The organism is Larkinella sp. C7 (assembly GCF_006149005.1).
Classification (GTDB): domain Bacteria; phylum Bacteroidota; class Bacteroidia; order Cytophagales; family Spirosomataceae; genus Larkinella.
Window position 1 is genome coordinate 1 of the sequence record NZ_VBSL01000029.1, and the last position, 15,119, is coordinate 15,119.

At 52.9% G+C, this 15,119-nt stretch carries 8 protein-coding genes; 4 read left to right on the forward strand and 4 right to left on the reverse strand.

Annotated features, from left to right (window positions below):
* Window positions 1–953: putative Ig domain-containing protein (locus tag FH871_RS33340; RefSeq protein WP_171063013.1), on the forward strand; the 953-nt coding region annotated here is incomplete at its 5' end.
* A gap of 53 nt (window positions 954–1,006) precedes the next feature.
* Here the strand turns inward: FH871_RS33340 and FH871_RS30710 are convergent.
* On the reverse strand, window positions 1,007–1,339 hold the full coding sequence (locus FH871_RS30710) for a helix-turn-helix transcriptional regulator (protein WP_138995151.1): 333 nt from the start codon (window positions 1,337–1,339) through the stop codon (window positions 1,007–1,009).
* Window positions 1,340–1,540: 201 nt separating this feature from the next.
* Here FH871_RS30710 and FH871_RS30715 point away from each other — a divergent pair, with 201 nt between their 5' ends.
* The 3 genes from FH871_RS30715 to FH871_RS30725 all read left to right on the forward strand — a co-directional run bounded on the left by FH871_RS30715 (window position 1,541) and on the right by FH871_RS30725 (window position 7,728).
* Window positions 1,541–2,635 carry an efflux RND transporter periplasmic adaptor subunit gene (locus tag FH871_RS30715; RefSeq protein WP_138995152.1) on the forward strand — a complete coding sequence of 365 codons (1,095 nt, stop codon included), beginning with the start codon at window positions 1,541–1,543 and terminating at the stop codon, window positions 2,633–2,635.
* Between the two features lie 326 nt (window positions 2,636–2,961).
* Window positions 2,962–6,030 carry an efflux RND transporter permease subunit gene (locus FH871_RS30720; protein ID WP_138995153.1) on the forward strand — a complete coding sequence of 1,023 codons (3,069 nt, stop codon included), beginning with the start codon at window positions 2,962–2,964 and terminating at the stop codon, window positions 6,028–6,030.
* Between the two features lie 351 nt (window positions 6,031–6,381).
* Window positions 6,382–7,728 carry a TolC family protein gene (locus FH871_RS30725; protein WP_138995154.1) on the forward strand — a complete coding sequence of 449 codons (1,347 nt, stop codon included), beginning with the start codon at window positions 6,382–6,384 and terminating at the stop codon, window positions 7,726–7,728.
* Between the two features lie 90 nt (window positions 7,729–7,818).
* Here FH871_RS30725 and FH871_RS30730 read toward each other — a convergent pair whose 3' ends face one another.
* The 3 genes from FH871_RS30730 to FH871_RS30740 all read right to left on the reverse strand — a co-directional run bounded on the left by FH871_RS30730 (window position 7,819) and on the right by FH871_RS30740 (window position 14,684).
* Window positions 7,819–9,054: a sterol desaturase family protein gene (locus tag FH871_RS30730; protein WP_306439259.1), complete on the reverse strand. Its 1,236-nt coding sequence runs from the start codon at window positions 9,052–9,054 to the stop codon at window positions 7,819–7,821.
* Window positions 9,055–9,341: 287 nt separating this feature from the next.
* A complete protein-coding gene (locus tag FH871_RS30735) occupies window positions 9,342–10,502 on the reverse strand; it encodes a methionine aminotransferase (RefSeq protein WP_138995155.1) in 1,161 nt (386 codons plus the stop codon).
* 168 nt (window positions 10,503–10,670) lie between these two features.
* Complete coding sequence (locus FH871_RS30740; protein WP_138995156.1) at window positions 10,671–14,684, reverse strand: PVC-type heme-binding CxxCH protein; 4,014 nt, start codon at window positions 14,682–14,684, stop codon at window positions 10,671–10,673.
* Window positions 14,685–15,119 lie beyond the last annotated feature (435 nt).

Sequence of the window (15,119 nt, forward strand, 5' to 3'; positions counted from 1 at the left end):
AAACCATCAACTGTCCCGGAACCAGCGTCCCCCCCGCAAATCAGCCCCCGGTGGCTCCGGCGGTTTCGGCGCTGACTGCCACGGCCAACACGGCGTATACTTCCGCAGCCTTACCCGCATTTACCGATGCCAACCAGGACCCGCTGACGTATGCGCTGACGGGATTACCCGCAGGACTGGGTTTCAACAGCGGTTCGCGGGTAATTAGCGGCACGACAACCAGCCAGGGGACGTTCAGCCTGAGGTATTCGGCGACCGACAGCAAGAGTGATGCCGTAGCAACTACCGTTACGCTGACGGTCAACGCCGGTGGGAGTGGCCCGGTCGATCCTCCGCCGACCAGCGGAGGCAGTGGTGCGGGCAACTATGAAGGCTACCTGGATGTGGTCAGTTGTAGCGGCATTCGGGGCTGGATCTGGGACCGTAACCGACCAAATACGCCCATTACCGTAGAGTTCCTGGATGGGACGACGGTAATCGGTCGCGCAGACGCCAACATTTTCCGCCAGGATTTGCTGAATGCCGGCAAGGGCAACGGACTACATGGTTACAGCTTCGACATACCGGTTTCGCTGAAAGATGGCCAATCCCACATCATCAGTGGTCGGGTACCAGGGAGCAATTTTACGTTGAAGTGGTCGCCGAAAACGCTTACCTGCCCCAATGGAGGTCGGCAAGGGGTGGAGAGTGCCGAAACAAGTCTGGATCTGAGCGTGAGCCCCAACCCCAGTCCCGGTCTGGTCGAAATTCGATACCGGGTTATGCCCGACCAGCGGGCGGATTTGCAGATCGTCGATCCGATGGGTCGAACCGTCTGGCAGAAATCGGTGACGGGCACGGGTCAAATCGAGCGCGAAGCCGTCGATCTGCGTTCATCAGGAACGACACTGTATCTGATTCAGTTGAAAACAAACCAGCAAAATCTGACCAAACGTCTGCTGATGAGCCGGTAAGGGAATGCGAATTGATGCCATAAAAAAACCGGTCTGCTCGCAGACCGGTTTTTTTATGGATGCTCTTGCAACGGTTTTTCAGCATCGGCGGCTTTCAAAACCGCTTCCAAAACCCCCGGAAATTTCGCTTCAATTTCCGCCAGCCGCAGCGAGGTCAGGCTTTGGGTGCCTTCCGTCCGAATGCGAACGATGCCCGCTTCGCGCAGAACCCGCAGGTGGTGCGACATGGTGGATTTGGCCACCGGCGTGGGAATCGCTCCACAGGGTTGCTCGCACATCTTGGTTGCCAAACACTGGACAAAGTTCAGGCGGACGGGATCGCTGAGCGCGTGCAACAGGCCCGTTAGCGTAATCTGGTCGAAAGTAGGATGTTGATAGGGTTTCATTTAAGTCTTTCCATTTCTTGCCGGTAGCTGCTGCAAAAAAGGAGTAGCCACATGAATTGATAGTACAACGACGAAGGACGGATAAAAAATTCAATTCTTTTTCAGAATCATGGAACCGATTTTGTTAGCCATGTTGTTCGACATCCATAGAACAATAAAGTTCGATAGTTATAAAACATTAGAACGATAAGGAAAACCTCTATGGAATCTCAACAATCAACCATCCGCACAACGTCACTCATGATCGGAATCATTGTCCTGACGGTGGCCTTTTTCGTGTTCACGCCCAAACTGTTCTCGAATAAAGCGGAACCGCTCAAAAAGCAGGCCGTAAGTTCGGCACTTGCCAACGATCCACGGATTACGGCGGATATTTTCGTGGTAAAACCGGAACTCGTAACGGACGAACTGCAAACGACCGGCACCATTGCCGCCAATCAGGAAGTCGATCTGGTGAGTGAAGTGGCCCGCAAACTCACGCGAATTTATGTCCGCGAAGGCAGTTTTGTTCAGCAGGGTACACTCCTTTTTAAACTGGACGATGCGGATTTGCTGGCAAAAAAGAAAAAAATCGCGCTTCAGGAAAAACTGGCCCGCATCGATGAAAAACGGTTTCGCGAGTTGCTGGCCACCGAAGCCGTCAATCAGCAGGAATACGACCAGATTTTGACGAACCTGAACGTTTTGCAGGCCGAAATGGCGATGGTGGACGTTGATCTGGCCAAAACCGAAATCCGCGCGCCGTTTTCCGGCAAACTGGGTCTGAACAAAGTCGATGTTGGAGCCTACGTGACGCCCTCGACGGTTTTGACGTCACTGGACGATGTGAGTCAGGTCGAAGTGGCGTTCACCATTCCCGAAAAATACGCTTCCGCCGTTCGGATTGGCCAGCCAATTCAGTTTACAACCGAAAACAGCAGCCAGCCTTTCCACGGAAAAGTGGTGGCCACTGAACCCAAAACGGATCTGAACACACGGAGTTTGCTGGTAAAAGCCATGAGTGCCAACAAGGGCGGCAAGCTCATCCCAGGTTCGTCGGCCAAAATCGCCTTCACGTTGCACACCACCAATGACGGCATTCTGATTCCGACACAGGCCCTGATTCCCAGTGCCAAAGGCTATTCGCTGTTTGCGCTCAAAAACGGCAAAGCTGAACAGCGGGAACTGAAAACCGGCAACCGGACCAAGGGAACCGTTCAGATTCTGGAAGGACTGTCGCTGGGTGATACGGTTTTGACCACCAACCTGCTGCGTCTCGAACCGGGCGTTGCCGTCAGATCCGCCAGTTTGCGTTAACAGCATCCCTGAAATTCCGTCAATTTAGCTCCGGAGGTGCCGAATGTTACTAGTAAATCTGTTCGTTAGGCGAATGCAAGCCCCAGAAGGGCGTCCTGTAAATAGCTTTCCAAGCAGCCAGTCATTCAAGCCCCGGCGGGGCGGCCTCAACACCTGAAAATAGGACGCTCCGCCGGAGCTTGGGTAAATTTTGCGGGCGGTTTTTGCTATTGACACGCTACCCCTCCGGGGTAAAACCAACCTTTCTACTTTTCTGCGTATACCAATCATCGTTACATCCCGTTCTGCTTGTTCATTTCGGATAAGAGATTTTAATACAACCAACCATGAGTTTATCAGGAATTAGTATTCAGCGGCCCGTGCTGGCCGGTGTGCTGTCCGTATTGATTATTCTGTTCGGAATTGTCGGATTTTCATACCTCGGAATCCGCGAATATCCGGTCACGGATTCGCCCATTGTTACCGTCACGACCACCTATCCGGGTGCCAGCCCCGACGTCATTGCCTACCAGATTACGAAACCGCTGGAGGAATCCATCGGAGAAGCCAACGGCATTCGCACCATTTCGTCCGTTTCGCGGGAAGCCGCCAGCGTCATTACCGTCGAGTTCAACCTCGACGCCGATCTGGAAGCGGCCGCCAACGATGTCCGCGACAAAGTGACCAAAGCCCGGCGGTTGTTGCCCGGCGACGTCGATGCGCCCATCGTGGAAAAAGCCAATGCCGGTGATATTGTGATCTTTATGGCCGTGGAAAGCAAAACCCGGAGCATTCTGGAAGTGAGCAACATTGCTTCGACGGTGATCAAAGAACGGATGCAAACCATTCCCGGTGTGAAGCGCGTGGGGATTGCGGGTGAGAAAAAATACGCCATGCGGCTGCGCATCGATCCGGCTAAACTGGCGGCTTACCAACTGACCCCCTCGGATATTGAACAGGCGTTGCGCAAGGAAAACGTGGATTTGCCATCGGGCCGGGTCGAAGGGGACCAGAACGAACTGACGGTTCGGACGCTGGGCCGACTGACGCAGGAAGCGGATTTTAACAACATGATTATCCGACAGGAGGGCAGCACCATCATTCGGTTTAAAGACATCGGTTTTGCCGAATTGGGTGCCGAAAACGAACGAACCGCCATCCAGAACAGCCTGAAAGGAAATTCACCGACCATCGGTGTTTTCGTAGAACCGCAGCGGGGTGCGAATGCTGTCGCCATTGCCGACGAGTTTTACCGGCGACTGAAAGAGTTACGCAAGGAAATTCCGGCGGATTACGAACTGACAATTGGCAAAGACTTTACCGAACCCATCCGCGATTCCATTGCCGAAGTGGAAGAAACCCTGTTCATTGCCTTCGGACTGGTGATTCTGATCCTGTTCATCTTTCTCCGCGACTGGCGTTCGACCATCATTCCGGTGGTGGCCATCCCGGTTTCCATCATCTCGGCTTTTTTCATCATGTACGCGGTCGGCTATTCCATCAACATCCTGACACTGTTGGCGTTGGTGCTGGCGATTGGCCTGGTGGTCGATGACGCGATTGTGGTGCTGGAAAACATTTACGCCAAAGTGGAGGAAGGCATGAGCCCGATTCAGGCGGCTCTCAAAGGGTCTTCCGAAATCTATTTTGCCGTTATTTCGACTACCATTACGCTGGCAGCGGTTTTCCTGCCGATTCTCTTTTTACCGGGGATTACCGGCAAGCTCTTTCAGGAATTCGCCATTGTTGTAGCCGGTTCGGTCCTGGTTTCCGCTTTCGTGGCCCTTACGCTGTCGCCCATGATGAGCGCATATTTGCTGAAACGACAGGAAAAACCGAACTGGCTGTACCGCAAAACCGAACCGTATTTTGTCGCTCTGAACCGGGGTTACGAAAAATCGCTGGCGTGGTTTCTGCGGTTTCGCTGGGCGGCTTTCGTCGCGCTGGCGGCCACTTTTGTCCTGATTTACGTCATTGGCAAACAACTCCCGTCGGAACTCGCGCCCCTGGAAGACCGCTCCCAGATCAGTCTGGCGGTTTTGGCACCGGAAGGCTCATCGTATGAATACACCGAAAAATACATGAGCGAGATCGCCAAATTTTCGGTCGATTCCACACCCGGATTGTTCCAGACCTACTCCATTCTGGCGTTGACGTTTGGCCCACCGGCTCCGGTCAACCTCGCGATTCAGAATACCTTTCTGAAAAAAGCGGACCAGCGAACGACGACACAGGCCGACGTCTTTCAGATTTACGCCCGCAATGCGCAGAATTTCAGGGGCGTACTGGTCTTCCCGGTTCAGCCGCCCACCATCGGAAGCCGGTTTGGTCAGGCGCAACCCGTTCAGTATGTGTTGCAGGCGCAGAATCTGGCGACCATCACCGAAGTGTTGCCCAAATTTCTGGCCGAAGCCCGAAAAAGTGAGGTGTTGCGGTTTGTCGATTCGGATTTGAAAGTAAACAAACCCGAACTGGTCCTGAAAATTGACCGGGACAAAGCCGCCGAACTGGGGATTTCCGTGGTCGAAATTGCGCGTGGTTTGCAACTGGCGTTGAGCGGTCAGCGCTACGGGTATTTCATCTACAACGACCGGCAATACGAAGTCATCGGGCAACTGCAACGCCAGGAACGCGACACGCCATACGACCTGAAAGCAATGTTTGTCCGCACCCGAACCGGCGACATGGTTTCGTTGGACAACCTCGTTTCGTTCCGGGAAAGCATCAGTCCGGCGGCCATTTACCGCTACGATCAGGCGATTTCGGCGACGGTTTCGGGCGGTCTGGCACCGGGCAAAACCATTGGCGACGGCGTAGCAGAGATGAACCGAATTGCCAAAAAAGTCCTGCCGCCCACCATCAAAACCTCGCTGGCTGGTGAATCGAGGGATTTTTCGGAAAGTTCGTCGAGCCTGTTGTATGCCTTTATTTTCGCGTTGGTGCTGATTTATTTGATTCTGGCGGCCCAGTTCGAAAGCCTGGTCGATCCGTTCATCATTCTGCTGACGGTTCCGATGGCCATGACCGGTGCGCTGCTCAGTCTCTGGCTTTTCGGCCAAACGCTGAATATTTTCAGCCAGATCGGGATCATCACACTGATCGGTTTGATTACCAAAAACGGGATTCTGATTGTCGAGTTCGCGAATCACAGCAAGGAGCAGGGACTGAGTACGCTGGAAGCCGCCAAAGTAGCCGCAGCCTCGCGGTTCCGCCCGATTCTGATGACCAGTTTAGCGATGATTTTTGGCGCGATCCCCATTGCGCTCACCGAAAACAGCCGCAATTCGCTCGGAACGGTCATCGTCGGCGGTTTGCTCTTCGCCGGTTTACTGACGCTCTACATCATCCCCGCCGTGTATTCCTATTTTTCCCGGGTTCCGAAGACGAAAAAAGAAGAAGTGCTGGAACTGGTCTGATGGTTTTCGTACATCTGACCGCTTTCGTAAAACGGTATACAATTCATTCCGTAGGAATTCAACAGCGCAGCGTCGGTAGACCAAAGAGTCGTCTTCTTAAACCCATGTGCCGTCAGGCACATAACCCGTCGCGTACCTGACGGCACGCTGGCACGGAGGGACACCTTTACCTACCGACGCTGCGCTGTTGAATCCCTGCGGGATAAACAGGTCGGAGAAAGCAGGTTCTGGTTTCTACCAACGTTGCGCTGTTGAATCCCTGCGGGATAATACGGTTGACGGTTGATCTCGTAGGGATTCAATGGGTTGATGCTCTGGTAAATTACACATTAACAATGAATTAACTTTTTTATGAAACCGCTTATTTATAAAATTATTCTCTTTACCATCTCTATTCTCCTCCTTACGGGAAAACCGGCCTTCGCGCAGGTGCGACCGCTGACGATGGAAAACGCCGTGAAACTGGCGCTGGAGAAAAACCGTGATTTGCAGGTGGCGACGCTGGAAACCGCCAAATCGGCGCAGAAAGTGCGCGAAGCCCGGAGTTATGCTTTACCCACCGTGGCGGCTTCGGCCCAATACCTGTATTTTCCCCAGAAACAGGTTTCGTTTTTGCCGGGGAGTTTTGTTGGTCTGGGCGAAAACCAGTTGGCCACGTTCCGGGTCGGCGGATCGAATGCGTTTGTCGGCGGTGTTGCCGTGTCGCAGCCGCTTTTTCAGGCCGGCATCCGCTCCGGAATTCGGGCTGCACAGATTTACGAAAACGCTTCGGCCGAGGGCCTGAACGAGGTCAGAGCCGGGGTGGTTACTGAGGTTAAAAAAGCCTATCTGGATGTGCTGATTACGCAGGAACAACTGCGGCTTCAGCAACAAAGCCTTTTGCGGAACGAACAGGCACTGAAAGATTCCCGTTCGCTGCTGGCGCAGGGCCGGGCGTCGCGGGTGGATACGTTGCGGGCTTTTGTATCGACCGAAAATCTGCGACCGGAAATCATTCGCCTGAACAACCGGGTTGAAATCACCAAAACGATTCTGAAACGCACGATGGGGCTGGACGAGCAGGAAGCGATTGAATTGGAGGATTCGTTGCGGTATGATAAAACCGGGTTTGTTACACCCGGCACCGATGCGTTTTTTGAAGCCGTTCAATCTCGTCCGGAAGTGCATCGGCTGGAATTAACGGAGAAACTGAACCGGGAACAAATTGCGTTGCAAACCGCCGAACGCGCGCCCAAACTGTCGGCGATTGGTTTGCTGCAATCGCAGGCGCAGGCCAATAATTTGAAGCTGGCGGACTATAGCTGGCCCCTCAGTTCGTACGTCGGCCTGCAAGTGAACGTGCCGATTTTCAGCGGTTTTCGCACGGTTTCCCGAATTCAGCAGGCCGTCATTACCCGGCAGCAAAGCGAAACGCAATTGGTCAATTTGAAGGAGATCGTTCGTGCGGAGGTCAAAATTGGCCTTTCCAACGTGGAAGAGGCCCGGCTTCGGATCGAAACCCAGCGGCAAACCGTAACGGTAGCCGAACTGGGTTATCGCATTACCCGCGACCGCTGGAAACAGGGCATTGCGTCACGACTGGAGCTTTCCGACGCCGAACTGTCACTCACCCAGGCTAAATCCAACCATTTGCAGGCGGTTTATGATTTCCTGACCGCGTCGGTGGAGTTGGACAAGGTGATGGGGCGGATTCGATAAAAAAGGAGAAGAAAGAGGATAGACAAGAGAATAGAGACGAAACGGCTGTGTTTTTATTGTCTGAATTCTCTTGTCTATCTTCTTGGGTTCTTAATACGAAACCGTGCCGTAAACCAGCCGCAAATACCGCTTCTGCAAGTTGGAAAAATACGTCCAGAGGAGTAGGGTTCCAATGAACAAGGCGCTGAACGACAAGGGGTCATGGAGGAAGGGAATGGCCATCAGGACCAATAGGGAGAACCGGCTGATTTCCAGGTAAAACACCCACTGCCGTTGTTCGAGCAAGGCCCCGCAGTTGACCAGCGTAATGAGGATAAACAGGGAGATCAACACCTGATGGTATACCGTTACGTGATTTTCGAGGAGCAGAAAAACGAACAAAATCGACAGAATACCAATCAGTTGGCCTAATACGTACCCCCGAAACCGGCGGCTGGTGGCATGAACGGTCGAACGGGACAAATAGCGTTTTTCCAATACATCCCGAACTTCCGGGTCAATGTCGTCCGGGCGGCCAAACAAGACTTTGATTTTGGGAACAAAACCCGGTGTGCGCCGAACGGTTTCGGCGAGTTCCATCATGAAATGGAATTGCTGCCATAAAAAACTGTGGCTTTCGAGCGGTTTGGTCAGGCCGTAAACGAGTTCTTCGGCGTCTTCTTTTTCTTCGATAAACGTGCCGAACAGTTTGTCCCAGATGATCAGGACATCACCATAATTTTTGTCGAGGTATTCGGGGTTGCTGGCGTGGTGAACGCGGTGGTGGGAGGGCGTCACGAGGATGTATTCCAGCCAGCCGAGTTTGCCGATCGTGCGGGTATGAATAAAGAATGGGTACAAACCATGCAGGATCAGCATGGTCGAAATCATCCCGGCCGGAAAACCGATCAGGGGCAGAATCGTCCAGAAACCGGTTCGGATGAGAGCCTGAAAAACCGTAATCCGGGCGGAGGTTGTGTAGTTGAAGTCCTCACTCTGGTGGTGAACAACGTGGGCGCTCCAGAACAAATTGATTTCGTGGGCCAGTCGGTGGTACCAGTACCAGACAAAGTCGGTCGCCAGAAACAACGCCACCCAGCCTAGCACGCCCGGTTTCAGGTCAAAAATCGCGTAGTGTTTGTGAATGTAGTCGTAGAAGAAATAAAAAGCGCCGACGGTGAAGGTGTCAAGCAGCCGTTCGGCAATGCCAACGTTGATGTTAGCGACTGAATTATTGAATCGAAAATAGTCCTTTTTCTGCCATTTGGAAACCAGATACTCCAAACCCATAAAAAACAGAAAAAAAGGAACAGCCAAAGCCATCCAGTTTAGTCCCAGTGATTCCATAGTGTTGTCTACAAAAAATTATAAAAAAACTGACTAGAAGATTATCTTTTAATCGTTTTCATACGTGAGTCTGTGTCAATTACGCAGAGAGATTACTAAGGCTCCCGGCTCTAGGAACAACGATACGAGTCTATTGACGATGAAATGCAGTGAATCGTTGCCGCTTTATTCTGCGAATAACGTATAGACGCGTTGAAACAGTTCGCTCAGGGATTGTCTTTCTTTAATGATATTTGTCACCCGTTTTAATTTGCACGTTATCCGGCTAATCGCGATGGAAATTTCGATTATAACCGACAGAGACGTTCCCCGGCCTCCCGCAACACATCGTCGTCTTTGGCAAAACAGAAACGCAGGATGTTGTAGTCATTTTTCTGGCGGTAAAACACCGAAACCGGGATCGACGCGACGCCGATCTCTTTGGTCAGCCGGATCGCCAGGTCGTAGTCTGGTTCATCCGTAATGGCCTGATAGGAAACGGTTTGGAAGAAACTTCCTTCCGTGGGCTGGAACTGAAACCGGGAGCCTCGGAGGCTGTCAAGAAACAAATCCCGCTTGCGTTCGTAAAAATCCGGCAGCGTTTCGTAGTGTTCCGGGTTTTTCAGATAATCAGCCAGCGCATACTGAACCGGTGTGATGGTACTGAAAGTCAGGTACTGGTGAATTTTACGGAACTCTACGCTTAATTCCCTGGGTGCCAGACAATACCCGATTTTCCAGCCCGTAACGTGAAACGTTTTCCCGAAAGAGCCACAGACAAACGTCCGTTCCTGCAAAACCGGGTGCGTCGCCAGCGAGCGATGTGGTCGCCCATCGAACCGGATGTGCTCATACACCTCGTCGCTCACAATCCAGATGTCCCGGTGTTGAACCAGTGCGGCCAGTTGTTCCAGATCTTCCGCCGTCCAGACGCGACCCGTCGGGTTGTGGGGCGTATTGACGATGATGAGCCGGGTTTTGTCCGTAATTTTCCCGCGAACCTCGGCCCAGTCGATGCCGTAGGTTGGGGGCGTCAGGGCGACGAAAACCGGAATGCCGCCGTTCAGTTCGATGGCCGGGACGTAGCTGTCGTAGGCCGGTTCGAAAACGATGGCTTCGTCGCCGGGCCGGATCACCGCCGTGATGGCGGCAAACAAGGCTTCCGTGGCACCGGACGTAACGGTCACTTCGGTTTCGGGATGATAGGAAACGCCGTAGAGTTGTTCCGTTTTCCGGGCCAATGCCTCGCGTAAGGCGGGCACGCCCGTCATGGGCGCATACTGGTTAAATCCTGTTCTGAGGTATTTTTCCACCAGTGCCACCAGCTCCGGCGAGCAGTCGAAACCGGGAAAGCCCTGTGATAAATTAATAGCCCCGGTGTCGGTCGCCAATTTCGACATAACCGTGAAAATGGTCGTTCCAACCCAAGGCAATTTGGAGGGCAAGGTACGCGATGTTGCTACATTCATGGGTTTACATGACAAGGTCAATGGTCTATCGTGCCAATAGAGTCGATTGATTACGGCAGTAATGAAGCCCAATTGACCCTGAAAAGTACAAAAAAATAGAATACATCAATCAGTACTATACTTTTTCTATGAAAATTGTAGGGATAAGCTTCTCCAACCAACCCGTACTCAGTTGACCGGCGGTTTTACTACTTTCAGAATTCCCTTCATTACCCGCCAGTGGCCGGGGAACGAACAAATGAACGGATAATGGCCGGGAACATCCGGGGCTTTGAAGTCGAGCCGGTAGTTTTGACCGGCGTTGATCAATGGTGTCGCAAACAGGACTTCGGGCAGGTTGGGAACAAAGTTTTTCTCAAAACCGTCTTTCAGGGTCGCCATCGCGTCGGCGGCCTGGCCCACTTTCTCCACGGCATCGGGTTTCAGAATGACCACATTATGGGGCATCAAATCTGGATTTTCGAATACCAGCGAAACATACCGGCCGGTCTGCATGCGGATGGTGTCCTGATCGAACAGCATTTTGGCCGGAACAGCCGCCAGCCGAATCTCTTTCGTTCCGCTGTTTTCCAGCATGGCCAGCGGGGCAGCGGATTCCCGGGGTGGTAATTTTTGCGCCAGTTTTTTGCCGAGCGTAATCGCCTGATTATACGGCACGGTATTGCGCTGGCTTTCGGGCGTGGTCTCCAGCCAGGCGATGAAGTTTTTCAGAACCGAAGCGCGTTCGGCCTCGTGGCCCGGCATCGAAAACAGCACTTCATACGCCGTGGCATAAACCGAATAAAAAGGCGAAACCGTTCCTTTCAGGCCCAGATCCGACTGTTTTTTTCGGAGTTCATCGGGCACCTCGCGGGTCAGCGTTTTTACTTTTTCACGAAGCGCGGTTTGCCGATCCGGATCGGTCAGCATCGAAATACCGTGCAGGTAATTCACGAGATTAGCCGGATTCTGCGAAGCCGTATACCAAACGCGTTGATCCGACTGGTCGAGGGTGATCAGGGCTGCGAAAGCGGCTGATTGCGTGACCCGATTTCGGGAAGCTAATAAGCCCAACAACTGGTATTCAGCCGCTTTCAACTCCGTCGGGTTCCAGTTCAACAAAACGGAAACGATGTCATTGCTACCGGTTTGCCTGCCGTTTTCATCTCCCTGCGCCGGTTTCTCAATTAGAGTTCCGATTAGAAATTCCACCGGGCTGATCGACCGTTCTTTGGCCAGTGTCCGGATGGCCTGGACTTTCAATTCCCGCTTTACGTCTTTTTTAGTGAGCAAGGCGCTTAAAACCGCGCTCGTTTGGGGCAATGCTTGTAGTTCATCGGCCGTAGCGCGTTCCAGTAAAAAGACAGTGGCTTTGGAGTTGTCGGCCAGAAACGCCGGATTTTGTTTGAAACCGGCTAGCCAGACCGGTTTCAGGTAGGTAAATGTCTCATTGATCGCATAATCGAGGGAATAATCCGTCGGGTATTTCAATACGTCCAGTGCCGTTGTCAGGGCTTTTTCGCCGGAAAAATGGCTCAGGGCAATGATGGCTTCAAGCCGAACCCGGGGCGATTCGTCGTTGATTGGCTCCCGAAACCGTTCCAGGGGATTGGTCAGCCGGTCTCTCCAGTAAAACAGCACGCGGGTCGCAGCCCCCCGCGCCCGGTAATTTTTGGCGTGTAACAAGGTCGTCAGCAGGCTTTCATTGATAACATCGAAATCCTGAAAGAGCCACAGCGCTTCCAGCAAATGGAGTTCATAATCGGGGTGGTTTTTAGCTAAATTGGTGACCCATTTTCGGAGTTCCGGCACCACTTTTTCCGGACTCTGTTCCCGGAGCCGCATCCGCGAGCGATACCGAAAACGGTCTTCGTACCCTTTCAAATTGTTCAGTAAGTTCGGAATGGTCTGCCCGGAAATGTCCCTGGTTTTCAGCAACGGATTCGCTTTGTAGGTGATCCGCCAGATGCGTCCGTGCCGTTTATCCCGCGCCGGATCGCGCGGTGGGTTTTCGCCGTGCGAAATCAGCGGATTGTACCAGTCGACCACATAGAGGGCGCCGTCGGGGCCAAATTTCAAATCAACCGGGCGAAAGTTCGGGTCCGACGATTGCAGCAGCGGTTCCACTTCCTTACTCGTGAGCCCCGACCCGGTTTCGATGAGCTGGTGCTGTTTGATTCCCTGAAAACCAATGGCATTGTTGATCAGAAAATTCCCCTGCACATGGTCCGGGAACTGGCGGCTCGACACAATCTCGATACCCGCCGTCGGGCGTACCCGCGTCGTGGTAAACGTGTTGATTCGGGGGTGTTTATTGGGGTAATCGATTTTCCCGCGCAGGGGCGTGGCGTCATAATTCGAACCATCCGACGCATCGGCGATCAGGTGAATGCCCCAGCGCTGGAACACATTGCCCCAGGGATTATTGTAGCCGTACGAAATATACTGGCTCAATTTGCCCGTTCGGGGTTCATAGCGATACGTGGCACCCGTGTAGGTGCGCACCGGGCCGTAGGGCGTTTCGACCTGCGTGTTCAGAAAGGTGCCTTCGTGAAAATACAGCGCTCCATCCTGGCCGTACGTGAACGCGTGGGTGGCGTGATGGCTGTCTTCCGCCCCAAAACCCGTCAGAACCACCTCGCGCAGATCGGCTTTATCGTCGCCGTCGGTGTCTTTCAAAAACAGAATATCCGGTTCCTGAGAGACATAAATACCACCGTTTCCAAACTCAAATCCCAGCGGCAGATACAGATTGTCGGCAAAAACCGTGTGCTTATCCGCCCGTCCGTCGCCGTTGGTATCTTCCAGAATCAGGATTTTGTCGTGTACCGGAATGCCGGGAATATACTGCGGATAGGTCGGCATCGTGGCAACCCACAACCGGCCCCGGGCATCGAACGCCATGGAAACCGGTTTGGCCAGTGGAAAGTCTTTTTCGGAGGCAAACAGGTTGATTTCGTAGCCTTCGGGCAACGTAAATGTCTCGGTCGTAGCGGGTTGTAGTGCACCTTCGGCAATGGAATTGTGGTGAGCATGGCCTTCTTTAGCCAGTGGACGGCTTTGTTTTCCGGTCATGTGCGTCACCAGAAAGGCCGCCTGAGCTGCCGGGTTGGATCGTTCGTCCACAATCGCCACGGCCCGGTTATAGGCTTCTGTTCCCGGACTTTTCCCCAGTTTCCAGACCACCGAATCGAGCGAGGCCACCATCCGGTTCAGTTTCCGCAATTCGGGGGGGAACGAGATGACGCCGAACGGTTCTTTCCGCCGACCGTAGATGTATTCGCCATTGACGGCCCGCCAGCGGTAGAAAAAATGATCGTCCTTCATTTTAATCACCTGCCGCAGCTTCGTCGAATGCTCCGTTGTGAGGTTTAAGGCGACGATTTTGGGGTCAAAACCCAGTTGCCGGGCCATCCAGCGGGCCGTTTCCTGATAGCCTTTGTCGTTCAGGTGGATGCCGTTGATGGTGATCGGTTCGCCCGGTTTTGCGGTCATCCGGGCCAGCGACGGTTTGAATAAATCGATGAAAACGAGTTGTTGCGATGCCGCTACTTTCCGCATGGCTTCGGTATAAACCGCCAGATTCTCGTTGTGTGAAACCGGGTCGGGCCAGTGGTCACCGAGTTTTTCGTGGGCAATCGGTGAAACCAGCACCAGTTGTGAAATCGAACGTCCGTTGAATTTTCGGGCTTGCAGGAGCTGAATAAACCGGCTCAGATCCTGTTCAAACTGCGGCAAACCGGCTTTCCCCTTGAACGACTCGTTCATGCCGAAACACAGGAAAATGATGTCGGCTTTCTGTTCCGTTAAATCATGGTACAAACCGTCGACGTTGAGGGCCACCGGCATTTTGATCGGTTTGTCGTACCAGCTACGGAACGAAAGGTCCTGCGGATCTTCGGTTGTTTTGGGAGCATCCTCACCAAACCAGGGGAAGTTGAGGGGACGCGGTTGCAACGCCACTTCATCGGCACTCCAGCCCATGTTCCGCAGCGTCAGTTGCCGTTCCGGGTAATTCTTCTGGAGCAAGGTCTCGAAATAGTTGTAATACCGCATCCGGTCGGCAAAGGTGTTCCCGAGCAGAATGATGTGGTCGTTTTTTTGGGGATTGAATACCGCCCTGGTTTGACTCGTTGCCGGGTTCGAGGCAAAATAATTGAATAGGAGAATCAGAAGGCTGGTTTTTAGGAAGTACCGGTTCATGGCTCAGGCGTTGGTATCGGATAATTCATCCGTAAAAGCCGGTAGCCTTTTGGATACTACTTTCCATTTGATAATCACCCTCAGGATTTAGCCATTCTGTTTACCCCGGAGGGGTATTCTGTAAATACAAATGCGCGCCCTATACCGCCGATTTTAGCCCCGGCAGGGACGTACTACGCTTTATCAGGACGCCCCTGCCGGGGCTTGGAATACGGATTTGCCGGCTGTTTCTATTTACAGAATACCCCTCCGGGGTAAAAAGCTACAAATCCAATCCTTTAGATCAAGCTGATTCGATGGCATGCGTACTACGTTTTATCAGGACGCTCCTGCCGGGGCTTGGAATACGGATTTGCCGGCTGTTTCTATTTACAGAATACCCCTCCGGGGTAAAAAGCTACAAATCCAATCCTTTAGATCAAGCTGATTCGATGG